Source organism: Streptomyces sp. NPDC030838, assembly GCF_055572035.1.
Map to the genome: position 1 here is coordinate 186,439 of NZ_JBVIED010000012.1, position 18,446 is coordinate 204,884.

At 73.0% G+C, this 18,446-nt stretch carries 10 protein-coding genes; 9 read left to right on the top strand and 1 reads right to left on the bottom strand.

The features are described from left to right. Positions 1-4: 4 nt before the first annotated feature. From ACZ42A_RS27900 to ACZ42A_RS27910, 3 genes are read left to right on the top strand one after another with little or no spacing between them, the layout of a single operon-like run. On the top strand, positions 5-268 hold the full coding sequence (locus ACZ42A_RS27900; RefSeq protein ID WP_468530021.1) for a phosphopantetheine-binding protein: 264 nt from the start codon (positions 5-7) through the stop codon (positions 266-268). Beyond that, complete coding sequence (locus ACZ42A_RS27905; RefSeq protein ID WP_468530022.1) at positions 265-6,654, top strand: amino acid adenylation domain-containing protein; 6,390 nt, start codon at positions 265-267, stop codon at positions 6,652-6,654. The genes ACZ42A_RS27900 and ACZ42A_RS27905 overlap by 4 nt, the downstream gene beginning before the upstream one ends. Continuing rightward, positions 6,651-9,005 carry a penicillin acylase family protein gene (locus tag ACZ42A_RS27910; RefSeq protein WP_468530023.1) on the top strand — a complete coding sequence of 785 codons (2,355 nt, stop codon included), beginning with the start codon at positions 6,651-6,653 and terminating at the stop codon, positions 9,003-9,005. Before ACZ42A_RS27905 ends, ACZ42A_RS27910 begins: the two co-directional genes overlap by 4 nt. A 30-nt stretch (positions 9,006-9,035) precedes the next feature. Here the strand turns inward: ACZ42A_RS27910 and ACZ42A_RS27915 are convergent, their stop codons facing one another. Next, positions 9,036-9,800, bottom strand: a complete 765-nt coding sequence (locus tag ACZ42A_RS27915; protein ID WP_468530024.1) for a thioesterase II family protein — start codon at positions 9,798-9,800, stop codon at positions 9,036-9,038. 78 nt (positions 9,801-9,878) lie between these two features. Between ACZ42A_RS27915 and ACZ42A_RS27920 the strand changes: the two genes are divergently transcribed. The 6 genes from ACZ42A_RS27920 (at position 9,879) to ACZ42A_RS27945 (ending at position 18,446) form a co-directional block, all read left to right on the top strand. Next, positions 9,879-10,901 carry an ornithine cyclodeaminase gene (locus ACZ42A_RS27920; RefSeq protein ID WP_468530025.1) on the top strand — a complete coding sequence of 341 codons (1,023 nt, stop codon included), beginning with the start codon at positions 9,879-9,881 and terminating at the stop codon, positions 10,899-10,901. A 264-nt stretch (positions 10,902-11,165) separates the two neighbouring features. Next, positions 11,166-12,941, top strand: a complete 1,776-nt coding sequence (locus ACZ42A_RS27925; protein ID WP_468530026.1) for a DUF885 domain-containing protein — start codon at positions 11,166-11,168, stop codon at positions 12,939-12,941. A 159-nt stretch (positions 12,942-13,100) separates the two neighbouring features. Beyond that, positions 13,101-13,733: a TOPRIM nucleotidyl transferase/hydrolase domain-containing protein gene (locus tag ACZ42A_RS27930; protein WP_468530027.1), complete on the top strand. Its 633-nt coding sequence runs from the start codon at positions 13,101-13,103 to the stop codon at positions 13,731-13,733. A 236-nt stretch (positions 13,734-13,969) separates the two neighbouring features. Further along, positions 13,970-16,006 (top strand): amino acid adenylation domain-containing protein, encoded by a 2,037-nt coding sequence (locus ACZ42A_RS27935; RefSeq protein WP_468530028.1) that lies wholly within the window; start codon positions 13,970-13,972, stop codon positions 16,004-16,006. A 62-nt stretch (positions 16,007-16,068) separates the two neighbouring features. Then, positions 16,069-17,328 (top strand): cytochrome P450, encoded by a 1,260-nt coding sequence (locus tag ACZ42A_RS27940; protein ID WP_468530029.1) that lies wholly within the window; start codon positions 16,069-16,071, stop codon positions 17,326-17,328. Then, positions 17,325-18,446 (top strand): branched-chain amino acid aminotransferase, encoded by a 1,122-nt coding sequence (locus tag ACZ42A_RS27945; protein ID WP_468530030.1) that lies wholly within the window; start codon positions 17,325-17,327, stop codon positions 18,444-18,446. The genes ACZ42A_RS27940 and ACZ42A_RS27945 overlap by 4 nt, the downstream gene beginning before the upstream one ends.

Consider the following 18,446-nt stretch of genomic DNA (forward strand, 5'->3'; position numbering starts at 1 on the left):
GAAGGTGTCGACTCAGGATCAGGTCGCCGCGGTCTGGCGTGAACTGCTGGAGCTGGACACGGTTCCCGTGGACGAGGACTTCTTCGCGCTGGGCGGCCACTCGATGCTCGCCGTGCAGGTGCTCCACCGGCTCACCGAACTGACCGGCCTGGAGCTGGAGCTGGAGGACTTCTTCGAGCTGGGCACGGTCGCCGAGGTCGCCGCCGAGCTGGACCGCCTGCGGGCCGCCCGGCCCGCCGCCGAGCCGGTCTTCGAGGGAGAGCTGTGACCGCGCGCGATGTGCTGCGCCGCCTGGACGACCTCGGTGTGGCGCTCACCCTCGCCGACGACCGCCTCCGCTACCGCGTCCGGGGCGAGGCGCTGCCGCCCGAGCTGCTGGCGGAGATGAAGCGGCACCGCGACGAACTGGCCGACCTGGTCGGCCGGCGCGAGCGGCTGGCCTGGCCCCCGGTGCCCGCGGGGGACACCGGGCCGCTGACCGCCGCCCAGCGGTCGCTGTGGGCCACCACGTACTTCGCCGAGGACGGCACGTACAACCTGTGCGCGGCGCTGCGCCTGCGCGGCCCGCTCGACCGGGACGCCTTCGTCGCCGCGCTGCGGGACATCCACGAGCGGCACCCTTCGCTGCGCACCGCCTTCCCGGTGACCGGCGGCGAGCCGCGGCAGCGCATCCTGCCGTCGGTGGAGCCCCCGCTCACGGTCGTCGAGGCGCCCGGGCTGGACGCGTGCGTGGCCGAGTGCGCGCGGCTCGCCGACCAGCCCCTGGCCCTGGACACCGCGCCCCCGGTGGCGATGCGCCTGTTCCGGCTGGCGGCGGAGGACCACGTCTTCTTCGTCGTGCTCCATCACGTCATCGCCGACGGCCCGTCGTTCGGCCCGCTCCTCGACGACCTGGCGAGCTGCTACGCGAGCCGGGTCGCGGGAGTGGCGCCGCCGCCCGCCGACACGCCCCTGACCATGGTCGACTACGCCCGCTGGGAGGCCGACCGCCTCGCCTACGCCGACCTGGCCGCCGCCCGCCGCTACTGGCGCGAACGGCTCGACGACGCGTCGCTGGGCGCGCTCCCGCTGCCCCCGCCGCTCGACGGAGAGGCCGCCGAGCGCGGCCGCGCCCATCGCGTCGTCGTACCGGCCGACACCACCGCGGCCCTGCGGCGTCTCGCCGAGAAGACCCGGGCGAGCCTCTTCACCGTCGTCTCCACCGGCATCGCGGTCGCCCTGTCCCGCTACACCGGCCGCGACGACCTCGTCGTCGGCATGCCGACCTCCCGCCGCGACCGCAGCGGCCTCGACCGGGTCGTGGGCCTGCTGCTCGACATGGTGCCCGTACGCCTCGACGCCGGCGCCGCCCCCTTTGACGACCTCGTCCGGCGGACCAGGACAGCCGTCCTCGGCGCGGTGCGCAACGCACCCGTACCGGACGACGTCGCCGGCTCCGCCGCCTCGTTCAACGTCATCCTCACCGACCTCGGAGCCACCCCGCCCGCTCCCGAGTTCCCGGGGCTGGCCATCGAGCACATCGAGGTGGAGCAGGTCGGCGCCAAGTACGACCTGAACTTCCTGGTCCGCGACGACGGCGACACCCTCGCCGTGGACATCGAGTCGGACCGGCGCGCCGTGGCCGACGCGGACGTCGCCGCCCTCGGCGCCACCGCCGTCGCCGTGCTCACCGCCGCTGCCGCCGACCCGGCCGTCCCGGTCACCCGGCTCGCCGTCGGTCCGTTCGGCGTGGCCGCGCCCGGTGCCGTCGCCGAGCCCGACCGGGTGCCGCGCGCCGACGAGTCGCTGACCGGCCGTCTCGCGCGGATCGCCGGTACCCGCGCGGACGCGGTGGCCGTCACCGCACCGGACGGCGTCCTGTCCTACGCGGACCTCCAGCAGCGGGTCGAGGCCACCGCGGGCGGGCTGCGCGCCCGCGGGGTGCGGGCCGGGGACGTCGTCGCCGTCTCGCTGCCGCGCGGCCTCGACCTCGTTGTCGCCATCCTCGGCGTGATGGCCTCGGGCGGTGCCTGCCTGGTGCTCCACGAGTCCTGGCCGACGGCGCGCGTGACCGACGTACTGAACGACTCGGGCGCCCGGCTCACCCTCACCGCGGACGACACCGTGCCCGGGGAGCGCGCCACTCTGGACGAACTCGCCTCGCGCACGGCCCCGCTCGCCCCCGTGCCCGCGCACGCCGCCGCCTACGTGATCTACACCTCCGGCTCCACCGGCCGGCCCAAGGGCGTGCGGGTCACCCACCACAACGTGCTCAGCCTGCTCGACGCGACCGCGGGCGGATACGGCTTCGGCCCGGACGACGTGTGGACCCTCTTCCACGCCTGCTCGTTCGACGTGTCCATGTACGAGATGTTCGGCTGCCTGCTGCACGGCGGGCGGCTCGTCGTGGTCCCGCAGCTGACGACGTGGGAGCCGGAGGAGTTCGCCGAACTGTGCGCCCGCGAGCGGGTGACCGTGCTCAGCCAGACCCCGTCCGCGCTCACCGTGATGCTCCCCGCGCTCGCCGCGCGCCCCGACTCCACCGCGCACATCCGCTACGTGCTGTTCGCGGGCGAGGCACTGGACCGGCGGCTCGTCGAGCGCTGGTACGCGGAGGTCGGGGACCGCACCCAGCTCGTGAACATGTACGGGATCACCGAGACCACGGTCCACGCCTCCTGGCGATGGCTGCGCCCCGACGACGTACGCACGGCCGAGTCGGACATCGGGACACCGCTGCCCGGCACCGCCCTGCACGTACTGCACGACGACGGAACGCCGGTCGCCGACCGGTGCGTCGGGGAGATCTACGTCGGCGGCCCCCAGGTGAGCGACGGCTATGTCGGCCGGCCCCGGGAGACCGCGCTGCGGTTCCTGCCGGACCCCTTCAGCCGCGTACCGGGCGCCCGTATGTACCGCTCCGGCGACCTCGCGCGGCGCAACGGCACCACCCTGGCCTACCTCGGCCGGCGCGACCGGCAGGTCCAGGTCAACGGCTTCCGGGTGGAACTGGCCGAGATCGAGGCCGCTTTGTCCGCCCAGCCCGGCGTCGCCGCGGCCGGCGCGGCCGTCACCACGGACGACAGCGGCGCGCACCTGGTGGCCGTCGTCGTCCCGGCCGCCGACGCCGCTCCCGAACCGGCGCAGCTGCTCGCCGCGGTGCGCCGGACGCTGCCCCGCTACATGGTGCCGCGCACCGTCGTGGCGGTGGACGCACTGCCCCTGACCACGAACGGAAAGCTGGACCGCGCGGCCGTGGTCGCCGCCGCCGCGACCACCGTCAGGACGACCGAGGGCGGTGCCGTCCCCACCGGCGTGCGCGAGACCGTGCTGCTCGACGTGTTCCGCGACGTGCTCGCCGACCCCTCCGTCACCACCGGCACCGACTTCTTCGACGGCGGTGGCGACTCCATGCGCGCCATCCGCCTGGTCGGCCTCGCCAAGGACCGGGGCCTGAGCCTGACCGTGCAGGACGTCTACGCCGCGCCGACCGTCACCGCACTCGCCGCGCGCGCCACCGACGCGGGTGACCTCGCCGCCGGACGCGAGCCGTTCGCGCTGCTGCCGGCGGACACCGCTTTCCCGCCGGACGTCGTCGACGCGTTCCCGATGACCGCTCTGCAGTCCGGGATGATCTACCACCAGGAGCTGGCGCCAGACGCCCGCGTCTACCACATCATGCTCAGCTACCGGGTGCGCGGCGTGATGGACCCGGCCGCGTTCCGCGCGGCCGCGCAGGCCGTCACCGACGCGCATCCCGTGCTGCGCACCAGCTTCGACCTCGCCAACCCGCTGGGCCCCGTGCAGCGGGTGCACACCGGCATCACCGCGCCCATCGAGTTCGAGGACCTCACCCGGCTCGGCGCCGACGAGCAGCAGGAGCGGATCCGGCAGGTCGTGGCGCGCGAGACCGCCACGGACTTCGACCTGTCCGCGCCGCCGCTGTTCCGGCTCGTCGTGCTCACCACGTCCGCGGCGGACTACCAGCTGATCTTCACCCACCACCACGCCATCCTCGACGGCTGGTCGGTGAACATCTTCTTCGAGGACCTGCTCACCCAGTACCGCGCGCTGCTCGCCGCCGGCACGGCGCCGCCGCTGCCGCGTCCGCGCACCACCTTCGGCGACTACGTGGCGCTGGAACAGCGCGCCGCGGCCGACGAGGGGCACCGGGAGTTCTGGGCGGGACGGACGGTCACGCAGGCCCGGCTGGTCGCCCCGGAGCGGTCGGGCACGCCCGTGATGCGCCAGTTCCACGTGCCCTTCACGGGACAGCTCGACGCCCTGCGCGCCACCGCCGCACGGCTGGGCGTGCCGGTGAAGGCCCTGCTGTGCGCGTCGCATCTGCGGGTCGTGTCGTGGCTGACCGGCGCCGACGACGTGGCCACCAGCATGGTGGTCGCGTGCCGGCCGGAAACCCAGGACTCCGACCGCGTGCTCGGCCTGTTCCTCAACCAGCTCCCCCTGCGGGTGACGCTCGCCGGTCAGACGTGGGCGGAACTGGCGGTGCGCGCGCACGAGGAGGAACAGGCGATGATGCGCCACCGCTGGTATCCGAACGCCGCGATCCAGGCCGCGTACGGTGCCGTGCCGATGTTCGACTCCAGCTTCAACTTCACCGACTACCACAACACCCGCCGACTGGTCGGCGACGGCGTCCTGGAGCTGCTCGACTCGGACGAGCTGGAGTCCACCCACTACGCCTACAGCTCGGCCTTCACCGTCGACGTGCGCACCGGCGAGCTGCGGCTGCTGATGGAGTACGACGCCTCGGTGCTGCCGGAGAGCACGCTGGTGCTGGCGGCGGAGGTGCACCGCAGGGCGCTCGCCGCGATCACCGCCGACCCCGAGCGTCCCTTCCGCGACGCACCGCTGCCCGGCATCGCCGACCTGGCCCGGCTGATGGAGTCCGGCCGGCCTCCGGCCGAGACCGCCCCGGCCCCGGCCGCCCAGGCGAAGGCCGCCCCGGCTCCGGTCGCCCCGGCTCCGGTCACCACCGCTCCGGACACCACCGCTCCGGTCGCCCCGGCTCAGGAGGTCGCCCCGCCCCCGGCCGCCCCGGCTCCCACGCCGTCCGGCAGCCGGCTGCTGGCGAGCGTCCGCGAGGTGTGGAGCGAGGTCCTGGGCACCACCGGCCTCGACACGACGACGTCGTTCTTCGACGCGGGCGGGGACTCGCTCACCGCCATGCAGGTCGTCAGCCGCCTCCGCGCCCGCCACGGCGCGCTGTCCATGCGGACCTTCATGGCGGCGCCCACGATCGCGGGCCTGGCCGACGCCCTCGCCGACGGCGGCGGCGACGCGCCGGCCTCGCCGGCCGTGGCGGTGGCCCCGTCCGCCACGGCGGCGTCCCGCCATCCGCTCTCCCTCGCCCAACGCCAGATGTGGGAGATCACCCACCAGCTTCCCGGCATCGGCCTGTTCGGCATGGCGGGCGCGCTGCGCGCCGACGGCCCGCTCGACCTGGCCCTCCTCGAGCGGACCTTCGCCGAGCTGGCGAGACGGCACGAGGCGCTGCGCACCCGGATCGAGGACACCGGCGACGGCCCCGTCCAGGTCGTCGAACCCCACGTCACGATCACCGTCGACCTCCAGGACCTCACCGCCGAGGAACGCCCCGAGCGCCGCTGCGAACAGCTCATGGCCGCCGCCGCGCGCGAGCCGCTGCCCCTCGACCGGGCGCCCCTGCTGCGGGTCGTCGCGCACCGGCTCGCCGCCGACCGGCACGTGATCTTCCTGAACATCCATCACATCGTGTGCGACGGATGGTCGCTGACCCTGCTGCTGTCCGAGGCCGACCGGATCTACCGCGAGCTGGCCACCGACGGCGCGCCCGCGCCCCGGCCGACCCCCCGCGGCAGCGGCCGGCTCGCCGAGGACCGGGCAGACTGGCTCACCACCGAAGAGGCGGCCCGGCAACGGGCGTACTGGCTCGACCGGCTCACCCCGCCGTGGCCCGCCCTCGCCGACGGCCCCGGCAGCCGCTTCGCCGCGCTCGGCACGGCGTCGTTCGTGCAACGGCTGCGGTCGGCGTCGACCAGGGCGACGCTCTCGGCCGACGACCTGCGCACCGTCCGCGCCGCCGCGCGCAAGCACGGCATGACCGACTTCATGCTCGTGCTCGGCGCGTACGCGGCGACGCTGCGAGCGTGGAGCGGCCAGAGCGACATCCGCGTCGCCACCATGCTCGCCAACCGCGTCGAGCCGGGCCTGGACGAGGTCGTCGGACTCGTCGCCAACACGGTCGTGCTGCGCATGCGGCTGGACGACACCGACCCGGTCGCGGTCAGCCGCCAGGCCCGCGAGGTCTGCGTCGCCGCGCTCGACCACCAGGAGCTGCCGTTCGAGGAGGTGCTCGCCGAGATCCGCGAGCGGCACCCGGACGCGGGCCCGGTGTTCGAGGCGATGCTCGTCGCACAGGAGGAGACCGCCTCCGTCACCCCCGGGGACGGTCTCGTCTTCGCGCCGTACCGGTCCGAGCGCGATGTGCTCGGCGCCCGGGTCGTGGCCACGGCGTCCGACTTCGTCGTCGGCATGGCACCCGTCGGCGGTGAGCTGCTGTTCGAGCTGCGCTACAAGCCCGCGACCACCTCCGCGGAACTGGCCGGCGAGCTGCTGACCGCCGTCGTGACCGCCGTACGGGACACCGCGACAGCCCTCCTGGAGACCGCGTGACGACGTGCCCGGCCCACCGTCCGCGCCTGCGCCGGCTCTGGCGGCTGCCCACGGCGCGGGTGGCGGGCGCCGCGGGCGTGGCCACGGCGGCGCTCGCGGCCGGTCTGCTCGCCTGGCCCTGGGCGTCGGCGGCCGTGGCCGTCGCGGGCGCGGCCGGCTTCGCCGGCTACGCGCACCGCAACCGCGGCCGGATCGGCATCGAGCGCCGCATGCTGCGCGCCCTCAAGGAGTCGGCGCCCGGGTGTCCGGACGGTGCCGAGGTGCCCGGGCTGACCGCGCCGGTGCGGGCCGAGAGCGGCGCCGACGGCGTCATCCGTATCACCGCGCGGACCCACCTCGACGCGGTCCGCGCCCTCGGCCACGCGATGGGCCGTGACCGCGGCTTCCAGCTGGACCTCATGCGGCGCACCGGAAGCGGCCGGCTCGCGGAGGTGTGGGGCCGCGCCGCCCTGGCGTCGGACACCGAGTACCGCCGGCTCGGGCTCGCCGCGGCCGCCCGTACCGCGACCGAGCGGCTCGCCGAGCCGGAGCGCGAGCTGCTCACCGCGTTCGCCGACGGCGTCAACGCCGCCTTCGCGCAGGCGACTCCGTTCGAGTGCCGGTTCCTGTCCTACCGGCCGCGGCCGTGGCGGGTGGAGGACAGCGTGCTCACCTCGCTCCTGCTGTTCCACTCGCTGTCCTGGAACGAGCAGGCCAAGCGGGCGGAGGCGGTGGTGCGCCGGGCACTGCCCGCACCCGTCGCCGACTTCCTCCTGCCCGGCGGCGAGACTCCCGCCCTGCCCGCCGACCTCGCGCGCCATCGCGGCGAAGCGGGTGCGCCCGACCTCGTCGGGCTCGACCGCGCCGTCCCCGGCTCCAACTGCTGGATCGCCCCGGGGGACGAGCCGCTGCTCGCCTGCGACCTGCATCTGGCGCTCGGCCTGCCCAACGTCCTCTACGAGGTCGATCTGGCCTGGCCCGGCACCCGGCTGCGCGGACTCGCCAGCCCCGGTCTGCCGGTCGTGCTCGCCGGCACCAACGGGCGGATCGCCTGGGGTGTCACCAACCTCACCGCCGACGTGCTCGACCTGGTGCCCGCCGGCCCCGACGGCCTGCGCACCAGGACGGAGCAGATCCGCGTACGAGGCCGGCAACCGGTCGCCGTGGACATCACCACCGACGGCACGGCGCCCGTGTCCGAGACCCCGCTGTGCGGCGAGCGGGTCGCCGTCCGCTGGACGGGCCACGACCCCCGGGCCGCCGACCTCAGGTTCCAGCGTCTCGCCCACGCCGGCGACCTCGACGAGGCCGTCGCGGTCCTCGACGACGCACACGGCGTCGCCCTCAACGTCCTCGTCACGGACCGGCAGCGGATGGCGCACCTGGCGACGGGGCTGCTGCCCCGCCGCCCCGCCGGCAGCCCGCGCACCGAACCGGCCGACGGCCACCTTCGCGGCCCGGAACGCCCGCGCGTCGTGGACCCGGCCGACGGCATCCTCGTCTCCGCCAACGACGCCGCCCTGCCCGAGGACGAGTTCCGGATCGGCCTCGACCTCGACCCCGGCCACCGGGCCCGCCGGATCCGTACGGTCCTCGGCGCGGCCGCACGGCACGACGCGGCCGGGATGCACGCCCTGCAGCACGACATCACCGCCGAGCTGTACCTGCCCTACCGCGACCTCGCGGTCGCCGCGCTGCGGCCCGCGGACCCCGTCCGCACCCTGCTGGCGCAGTGGGACGGCACCGCCGCGACCGACTCGCGTGCCTTCGGCGTGCTCGTGCGGCTGCGGGAAGTCCTCGCCGAGCGCGTCCTCGCCCCGTATCTCGCCGTCTGCCGCGAGCATGAACCCACGTTCCGCTTCCCGTTCCGCGACCTCGACCGGCCGCTGCTCGCCATTCTGGACGCCCGTGACGTCGCGCTGCTGCCCGCCGGGACCACCGACGTCGACGCCTTCGTCGCCGACTGCGTGCACGCGGCGGCGGGCGAACGCCCGGCGAAGTGGGGGCGCTTGAACCGGGTCGGCCTCGGACACCCGCTCACCGCGCTGGTGCCGTGGGCGAACGCCGTGCTCGGTATCCGCCCCCGCCCGCAGGCCGGGATGCTGCACAGCGTCCGCACGGCCGTGCCCGGGTTCGGCGCGGCCGGGCGGGTCGTGGTCACGGCGGGCGACCTCGTCACCGCCGAGCTGCCGGCCGGCCAGTCCGGCCACCCGCTCAGCCCGCACTACGCGGACCGGCACGTCCGCTGGGCGGGCCTGCCCTCGTCGCCTCCGCCCCGCGCACGCCGGGCCGGCTGCGGCTACGAACTCCGCCCGGGCCGGACCGCCGACGTGCTCGAGGGAAGGGAAGGCAGGGAGGTGGAGAGCCGATGAGGAGGGGCGGGAGCGGCCGCGGGCCGGTCCCTACGCGCCGGCCTCCGCCACCTCGCCGAAGTCCCGCCGGAACTCGGCGAGCAGCGCCTCCGGCGCCGACAGGAACTCGAAGTGTCCGCCGCTCAGTTCGACGAACCGGTGGTCGGCCGAGGTGTCCTGCCAGCCGCCCATGAGCTTCGGGGGGATCTCGGGATCCTCGCTCCAGCCGATCGCGGTGATGCCCGCGGGAAGGGTGATGTGTCCCGGCGCGTAGCGCTTGTTGGCCTCGATGTCGTTGACGAGGACCTCGAGGCCCGTCTCGACGAGCGCTCCGGTCGGCTGGCCGCCGAGGTTGGTGATGATATGTTCGAGCTCGGTGCGCAGCCCGTCCCTGTCCAGCTCCAGCAGCCGCCCGTACGGTCCGTCGTGCGGCGCCACCTGTGCCGAGACGAAGACTCTGGTGGGCAACGGAAGTCCGGCCGCGGCGAGTTGCCTGGTCACCTCGACACCGGGGAGCGCTCCACCACAGTGCCCGAAGAACGCGAACGGCCGGTCCAGGTAGGGCCGCAGGTACTCGATCAGCCCCTGCGCCATGTTCTCGTAGGTCCCGTAGTGCGGGTCGGCGATCCGGTTCTGCCGCGCGGGTGGCTGGATCAGACAGACGTCGATCGCCCCGATGCGGCGCGGCCACGCCTGGTACATCGAGGCCCCGCAGCCCGAGTAGGGGAACAGGAAGAGGCGGGCCGGTGCGTCCGGATCAGGACGGCGCAGCAGCCAGCGGGGCGGCTTCTTGGGACGGGACTGCGGATGGCTCATGCGGACGACCGTAAGTGAGTCGGCTGAGCACTTCAAGATTCCCAATTCCCTTGTTCCGTACGGAGAAAGGATGTATCCATGCAGGACTCGTCCACGCTGCTGAGGTATCTCGACGGTGCGACCGTCGCGTCGTTGTGCGCGCGGATCGACCCGCTGGAGGTGGTCACCGAGGCGTTCCTCGGGGTTCGCGCGGGCCGGTCGGGAGTGGCGGCCGAGGCGGCGTTGCGCTGGACCGCCCCGGACGGAACCGCGGCCCGCAGCCTCATCCTTCCCGCCCGGCACGAGGGCACGTACGGATGCAAGATCATCAATGCCTGCCTCGGCAACCTGGACCGCGGCCTGCCCCGTGCCGCCGGCCTGATCCTGTTGTACGACCGGGAGACCGCCGCACCGGTGTGCATCATGGAGGGCGCGCACATCAGCGCACTGCGCACCGCGGCGGTCTCCGTGGCGGCGCTGCGCGCCGTGCGCCCGCTGTCCACGGTGGACCGGGTGGCCGTGCTGGGGTGCGGTCGTCAGGCGCGCACGCACCTGGACCTGTTGGCGGCCCATGGCGCCATGAAGTCGGTGATCGCCTACGACCTGTCGCCTTCCCGGGCCGCGGCCTTCGCCGGGGGACTGCGCGCGTCGCTGCCGGAGATCGAGGTCGAGATCGCCGACGGACCGGAGTCGGCGGTCCGCTCGGCCCCGGTCACCCTGGCCACCACGACGACCACGACCTCCTACGTCCCGCTGGCCTGGCTGCCGGAGGGCTCCGTCTTCCTCAACGTGTCCCTGGACGACGCCGACGAAGACGTACTCCTGGGCGCTGAGCACCTGTTCGTCGACGACTGGCACCTGGTCAGCGAGGACGACACCCGGCTCCTGGGCCGCCTGGCCCAGGCCGGCCGGGCGACCGCTCCGGGCACCGAGGCCCCGGGCGCCCGCCAGGTGGACGCGGACCTCGCCACGCTGCTGTCCGGCGCCTACACCCGCCCGATCAACGCCACCGACCGGACGGTCATCAACCCGTTCGGCATGGGCGTCCACGACGTGGCCCTGGCAACCCGTGTCCACGCCGCCGCCCGCGAGGCGGACACCGGTGTGCTCCTGCCCCGCTGACCACGAGCCCCCTCGACCGATCCGCACCCGCGCCGCCGACGGGTGCGGATCAGCGGGAACGAGGAGATCGCGTTCGCTCCGAGGACCGGCGAATGACCCGCAATCGCACGGCAGTTGGTCCGTCGGCGTGGCCTGTGGCGGTTCGGGGTTGGCGTCCATCTGACGATTGACGTGGTTGCGTCTACACGCCATGATCCGTTGGTCGGCAGTTGAGCGCACACCTTCCAGCTGCCGCTGACAGGGGGCTTGCCGCGAGTTCGGGATATGACCACGTGCCCCGAGCGGATCCAGTTTGACCAACTGACGCATGGTGAGGTGCGGATATTGCGCGACGACATACCGGCTGGATCCCGCGTGGTGCGGGATGTGGCTGACGCCTACGTCGATGAGCTGGCCCGCCTGGACCCGGACACGGCGACCTACCTGGGCGTGCCGGTCGGGCAGGACGAGATGCCCGACCTGTCGCCGGAGGGTCGCGCCGCGCTGGACGACCTGTCCCGCGCGACCCTCCGCCATCTGGACCGGGCCGAGGAGGCCACCGCGGGTCCGTTGAGCGACGTGGAGCGTCGGTGCGGCCGGTTGCTGCGCGAGCGCCTCGGTGCCGACCTGGCCATCAGTGCCGACGCCGAGTACCTGCGTGAGATCGTCAACGTCTACGGCCTGCGACAGCGCGTCCAGGAAATCTTCGAGATGATGCCGACGGACACCGCCGACGACTGGGCCTTTGTCGCGCAGCGGATGAGCCGGGTGTCCAGGACACTCGACGGCTTTCGCGAATCCCTGACGAGGGCACTGGAGAAGGACACCTTCACCGCGGCGCCGGCACAGGTCCGCATCGTCGCCGACCAGCTCGACGCATGGGTCCGCGACAGCGACGGCCGGGGCTGGTACGCCGGCTTCTGCGCGGACGCCGACGTGCCGCCGCCGCTGCGCTCCGAGCTGGACAGGTCGGCGGGCCTGGCCACCGCCGCGGTCGCCGAGCTGCGTGACTGGCTGCGCGGCGACTATCTCCCCAAGGCCGAGGACCAGCCCGACGGGGTGGGCCCCGATCGGTATCGCACGTGGGCCCGGTTCTGGACCGGCGCCGACCTCGATCTGCGCGAGACCTACGCGTGGGGCTGGGCGGAGTACCGCAGGATCCGCACCGAGATGCGAGCCGAAGCGGAGCGGGTGCGGCCCGGGGCCACGGCGCGCGAGGCGATGCGCCACCTCGACCAGCACGGCGGAGCGGTGGACGGGGTCGAGGAGATCCGCCTGCGGTTGCAGGGGTGGATGGACCAGGCGCTCGACGACCTCGACGGGACGTACTTCGAGCTGGCGCCACCGGTGCGCGTGGTGGAGGCCGCCATCGCACCGGCGGGCAGCGGCTCCGCGGCGTACTACTCCCCGCCGAGCGTGGACTTCTCGCGCCCCGGCCGGACGTGGCTGCCGACCCAGGGCCGCACGCGGTTCCCGCTGTGGAGCCTGCGCAGCGTCTGGTACCACGAGGGCGTGCCCGGCCACCACCTGCAGCTCGCCCAGTGGCGGTACCTCGCCGACCAGATGTCGACGTACCAGACCACCCTCGGCGGCATCGACGCCTGCACCGAGGGCTGGGCGATGTACGCGGAGCGGCTGATGGACGAGCTCGGCCATCTGTCCGCCCCCGGCGATCGCCTCGGCTTCCTCGACTGGCAGATGCTGCGCGCCATCCGCGTGCTCATCGACATCGGCACGCACCTGGAGCTCGACCTCCCGGAGGACGCTCCCGTCGGCGCGGGCCGGCGATGGACGCCCGAGCTGGCGAAGGAGTTCCTCGCCACCCACAGCGGACAGACGGCCGAGTTCGTGGACAGCGAGATCGGGCGCTACCTCGGTCTGCCCGGCCAGGCGATCGCCTACAAGCTCGGTGAGCGGGCCTGGCTGGACGGCCGGGCCGCGGCCAGGGCGGCGCACGAGGCCCGCGGCGAGCGACTGGACCTGAAGTCCTGGCACACGGCCGCGTTGTCGCTCGGCCCGCTCGGCCTCGACGATCTGCGGGACGAACTGGCGGGTCTGTGACAGTGTTTGACCGTACGCCGGTCCGTGCCGCGCCGATCACCGGTCCACGTGGGCTCCGCGATCACGTGCGCTCGGCGTATCACCGCGGCGGCCGAGTGGGCTACGGCGGCCCGGCGACCGCTCAGACCGTCGCGTCGCTCTCCACTGCGAAGGAGTTCCATGGCTGACATGACGTCGTTCCGTGAGGCGGTCACGGCGTGGGCGGCCGGTGGCGTCGGCGCAGACCTGGCACGCGAGCTGGCCGAAGAGCTGGCCGAGGAACTGCCCGTCCGGACGGCCGTCCTGCTCGAAGGGCCGAGCGACGTCGCCGCGGTCAACGCGCTGGCCGCGAGCCACGGCCGCGACCTGGCGGCCGAGGGAGTCTGCGTCCTGGCGATGGGCGGTGCGATGAGCGTCGGCCGCTACGCCCGCTTCCTCGGACCGACCGGCCTGGGTCTGCGCCTGACCGGACTGTGCGACGAGGGGGAGACCGAGTTCTACGCCCGCGGCTGGTGGCGGGCCAACGCCGACCCGGAGGACTTCTTCGTCTGCGAGGCGGATCTGGAGGACGAGCTCGTCCGCGCGCTGGGCCCGGATCTGGTCAAGGAGCTGGTCCGGGAGGAGGGCGAACTGCGCCCCCTGACGACCTTCCTGCGCCAGCCCGCACAGCGTGACCGCACTCCGCAGCAGCAGCTGCGGCGCTTTTTCGGCACGAAGAAGGGACGCAAGATCCACTACGGCCGCGTCCTCGTCGAGGCACTCGAGCCCGACCGCGTACCTGCTCCACTGGCCGGCCTGTTCGCCATCCTCTGAGCACCGGGCGGACGCCCATCCGGGTCCGTAGCACCGTCCCGGCGCCCGGAAGAGGACGGCGTCCACCTCATCCACGTACTGACCGACCAAGGTAATCCCGTTGGGCGTGGGCAGCGGCTCGTGGTGTTCGTCAGGCCCCACGCGGGACCGCCGGTCGGCGTCCACGACCTCGCCGCAAGGCCCAACCGAGACAGGGCGCGTGCAGCAGCCCGCAGAGACTTTTCAGGGGACAGACAATGACCAGCCTGTTCGAAGACCAGGACGGCACCTACCGCGTCGTCGTCAACGCCGAGAAGCAGCACGCGCTGTGGCCCGACTTCGCCGAGGTGCCGTCCGGATGGGAGACGGTGTTCGGCCCGGCGGGACGTGCCGAGTGCCTGGACCACGTCGAGGCCAACTGGCTGGACATGCGGCCGGCTTCGCTGGCCGACCGGGCCGATGGGGGAGAAGCGGCGGCGCATGACGCGGCCGGCCTGCCGGGCGACACGATCACCGCACAGTTCGCGGAGCAGGTCCGCCGCCGCCCGGACGCGACGGCCCTGCGGTTCCGTGGCGAGGACATGACCTATGCCGAGCTCGACGAGCGTGCCGACCGGTTGGCGCGTCGGCTGCGTGCCCTCGGCGCGGGTGAGGAAAGCGTCGTCGGCGTCTGCTTCGAGCGTTCCTTCGAGATGGTGATCGCGCTGGTCGCCATCCTCAAGGTGGGCGGCGCCTATCTGCCCGTGCATCCGACCGAGCCCCAGGAACGTTTCCGCTACATGCTCGACCGGGCTGACGCGCAGGTGCTGCTCACCCACGGGCCCCTGATCGACCGGATACCCGAGCTCGACGCCACCGTGGTGAACGTCGACGACTCCGCGGACCCGGCGCCCGCCGACGCCGACCTGCCCGCACCGCGCACCGCGGCCGACAGCCTGGCGTACGTGTGCTACACCTCGGGCTCGACCGGACAGCCCAAGGGTGTCAGCGTGACCCACCGGGGCGTGTGCCGGCTCGTCCGGGACGGCGACTACGCCGACTTCGGTCCTGACGAGACGTTCCTGCAGCTGTGCAACCTCACCTTCGACCCGGCGACCTTCGAGATCTGGGGAGCGCTGCTCCACGGCGGCCGGCTGGTCATCCACGAGCCCGGAACGCTGTCGCTGCCCGAACTCGCGGAATGCATCAAGCGCGAGCGGGTGACCACGCTCTGGCTCACCACCGGCCTCTTCCACCGCATGGTCGACGGCCACCTCGACGACCTCGGCGGGCTGCGGCAACTGCTCGCCGGCGGGGACGTCCTGTCGCCCGCGCACATCAACAGGGTCCGGGCGACCCACCCGCACGTGCGACTCGTCAACGGGTACGGGCCTACGGAGAACACCTGCTTCACGACCTGCCACAACGTGACGGAACCGGTCGGCGACACCGTCCCGATCGGCCGGGCGATCACCGGCACCCGTGTCTACGTGCTCGACGAGAAGCTCCGGGCCGTCCCCGACGGCGAGTGGGGCCAGTTGTACACGGCCGGTGAGGGCCTCGCCCGTGGCTATCTGGGAGACGCCCGGAAGACGGCCCAGACGTTCCTCCCCGACCCGGCCTTCCCCGGTGAGCGGATGTACAGCGTCGGTGACGTGGTGCGCGTGGGTCCCGACGGTGCCCTGGAGTTCCGCGGGCGCTCCGACGACCAGGTCAAGGTGGGCGGCTACCGGGTCGAACTCGGTGAGATCGTCGCCGCCCTGGCCGGTCAGCCGGGCGTCAAGGAAGCGGTGGTGATCGTCCGTGAGGACGGCCCGCGGGGGGAGAAGGCCCTCGTCGCGTATGTCGTACCGGAAGGCGACGACGAGACCCTGGTCCCCGATCTGCGCGTCGCGCTGCGGCAGCGGCTGCCGCGGCACATGAACCCCGCCGCGATCGTGGTGATGGGCCGCTTCCCCCTCACCCGCAACGGCAAGATCGACCGGTCCGCGCTCCCCGCGCCGGACCTGGCCCCTCGCGAGGTGGACGCCGAGTACGAGGCGCCGCGCACCTCCGTCGAAGGCCTGCTGGCCGACCTGGTCGCCGACGCGCTCGGCGTCGAACAGGTCGGCGTGCACGACGATTTCTTCGAACTGGGCGGCAATTCGCTGGTCGCCACCGACCTACTGAGTCAGATCCGCAAGGCGCTGGCGGTCGACGTGCCGGCGACCCGGCTGTTCTACGAGAACCCCACGGTGGCCGGGCTCGCAGAGCTCGTCGAGGCGACTCCGGCGACAGCGCCCGCCGGTGGCGCGACGGAGAACGAGCGGGCGTGAGCGCCCTGCTCGCCTTCCGCATTCCATGGCACCGCGAGCCCGAATTCAGGAAGGGATGACCGATGAGACTGACGCGGCCGGCCGAACAGGAGCCCGTCGACCTGGACAAGGTCGACCTCGTCGACCCCGCCGTGCACGGCGAGGGCGATCCGCACGCCATCTGGCACGCCATGCGCGAACGGGAGCCGGTGCACTGGCAGCAGGTCGACGAACGCCTCGGCTACTGGTCGGCGACCACGTACGACGATGTGGCGAAAGTGCTCAAGGACCACCGGGTCTTCACCTCCGAGCACGGGACCCTGCTGAACCTGCTCGGCAAGAAGGACCCCGCGAGCCGCAAACAGCTGCCGGCGACGGACCCGCCCCGGCACACGAAGATGCGCTCTCCGGTCCAGCGGGCGCTCAACAGCAAGGTCCTGGAGCGGCACCGCCCGGCGATCCGCGAGGAGGTGAACCGCCTGCTCGACAGCGTGCCGGACGGTGAGCCCTTCGACTTCGCCGAGCTCGTCGGCGCGCTGCCGATGGCCGTCACCGGAACCCTGATGGGCCTCGACCGTGAGGACTGGCCGCAGCTGACCTATCTGACGAGCCAGGCCATCGCCCCGGACGACCCGGAGTTCGTCATGCCGGAGGGCGGTGAGGCCACCCTGCAGCGTGCGCACCGTGAACTCTTCGCCGCCTTCGAGCAGTCGATGAGCCGACGGAAGGGCGAGGGGAACGGCGACCTGATCGACGTCCTGCGCACCATGGAGATGGACGACGGCCGCAAGCTGCGTCCGGGCGAGATCGTCTCCAACTGCTACAGCCTGCTCCTCGGCGCGAACGTCACGACACCGCATGTGCCGAACGCGGCCATGCTGGAACTCGCGAAGGACGGCAAGTACGACGACTGGGCGGCTCACCCCGAGCTCTTCGAGAGCGGCATCAACGAGGCGCTGCGGTGGTCCTCCCCGGCCAGCCACTTCCTCCGCTACGCCAAGACGGATGTCGAACTGAGCGGTGTGACCATCCGTCAGGGCGAGCCGGTGGCGGCCTGGATCGGCTCGGCGAACCGCGACGCCGACGTGTTCGCCGATCCCTACGAGTTCGACATCCGGCGCGATCCCCGTAATCACCTGGCGTTCGGCGTCGGACCGCACTACTGCGTCGGTCACGCGGTCGCCAGGCTCGCGCTCCACGAGCTGTTCGAGGAACTCCTCCAGCAGTTCTCCGGGTTCGAGCCGGCGGGCGAGCCGCAGCACCTGCACTCGAACTTCATCGCCGGCATGAAGCACCTGCCGCTCGTCGCCACCAGACGCACCGAGAGGCGGGAGAGCATATGACCGTCGAGGTGTCCCCCGTGGTCACGACGCCGTCCTTCGACCGGATGGCCCATCCGAACCCGGCGAGCCCGCAGCGCGTGGCGGAGGTGCTCGACGATCCGGGCTTCGGCAAGTACGTCACCGACCACATGGTGACCATCGAGCACACCCGCGACCGCGGCTGGCACAACGCGATCGTCCGGCCGTACGAGCCGCTGGCGCTCGCCCCCACCGCGTCCGTCCTGCACTACGGGCAGTCCGTCTTCGAGGGACTGAAGGCATACCGGCAGCCCGACGGGTCCGTGGCGTCCTTCCGCCCGGAGGTCAACGCGCGGCGCTTTCGGGCGTCGGCACGGCGCCTGGCGATGCCGGAACTGCCCGAGGAACTGTTCCTGGAATCGCTGCGGGAACTGGTGGCCCAGGACGAACGATGGGTGCCCGACGGCGGAGGACAGTCGCTGTACCTGCGGCCTCTCATGATCGCCACGTCCACCGAGCTGACGGTGGCCGCGGCGACGGAGTACCTGTACGTCCTCGTGGCGATGCCCGCCGGTTCCTACTTCGCCGGTGGTGCCAAACCGGTGAGCGTCTGGCTGTCCGAGGACTACGTCAGAGCGGCACCTCGCGGGACGGGCGCGGTGAAGTGCGCGGCCAACTACGCCGGGACGCTGGCCCCACAGCGGCTGGCGGCGGAGCACGGCTGCGACCAGGTCGTCTGGCTCGACGCGGTGGAGCGTCGCTGGGTGGAGGAGATGGGGGCGATGAACCTCTTCTTCGTCTTCGGCTCCGGCCCGCGGGCACGGCTCGTGACTCCCCGGCTGAGTGGCTCGCTGCTGCCCGGAGTCACCCGCGACTCGATCCTGACACTGGCCCGCGACCTCGGGTACGGCGTGGAGGAACGGCGCGTCTCGGTCGACGAGTGGCGGGAGACGGCCGCGTCCGGCGAACTCACCGAGGTCTTCGCCTGCGGTACCGCGGCACTGATCACTCCGGTCGGGACGGTCAAGCACGCCACCGGGGAGTTCGTCGTCAACGACAACCGGTGCGGCCCGGTGACAGAGCACCTCCGGGAGCGGCTTGTCGCCCTGCACGAGGGGATGGCCGAGGACCGGCACGGCTGGATGCACCGTCTCCTGTGA

What these genes read in the sequence shown, in the direction of transcription:
- ACZ42A_RS27925 (WP_468530026.1), top strand. Translation starts at nt 11,166, where the DNA reads ATGACCACGTGCCCCGAGCGGATCCAGTTTGACCAACTGACGCATGGT.
- ACZ42A_RS27930 (WP_468530027.1), top strand. Translation starts at nt 13,101, where the DNA reads ATGGCTGACATGACGTCGTTCCGTGAGGCGGTCACGGCGTGGGCGGCC.
- ACZ42A_RS27940 (WP_468530029.1), top strand. Translation starts at nt 16,069, where the DNA reads ATGAGACTGACGCGGCCGGCCGAACAGGAGCCCGTCGACCTGGACAAG.
- ACZ42A_RS27935 (WP_468530028.1), top strand. Translation starts at nt 13,970, where the DNA reads ATGACCAGCCTGTTCGAAGACCAGGACGGCACCTACCGCGTCGTCGTC.
- ACZ42A_RS27920 (WP_468530025.1), top strand. Translation starts at nt 9,879, where the DNA reads ATGCAGGACTCGTCCACGCTGCTGAGGTATCTCGACGGTGCGACCGTC.
- ACZ42A_RS27915 (WP_468530024.1), bottom strand. Translation starts at nt 9,800, where the DNA reads ATGAGCCATCCGCAGTCCCGTCCCAAGAAGCCGCCCCGCTGGCTGCTG.
- ACZ42A_RS27945 (WP_468530030.1), top strand. Translation starts at nt 17,325, where the DNA reads ATGACCGTCGAGGTGTCCCCCGTGGTCACGACGCCGTCCTTCGACCGG.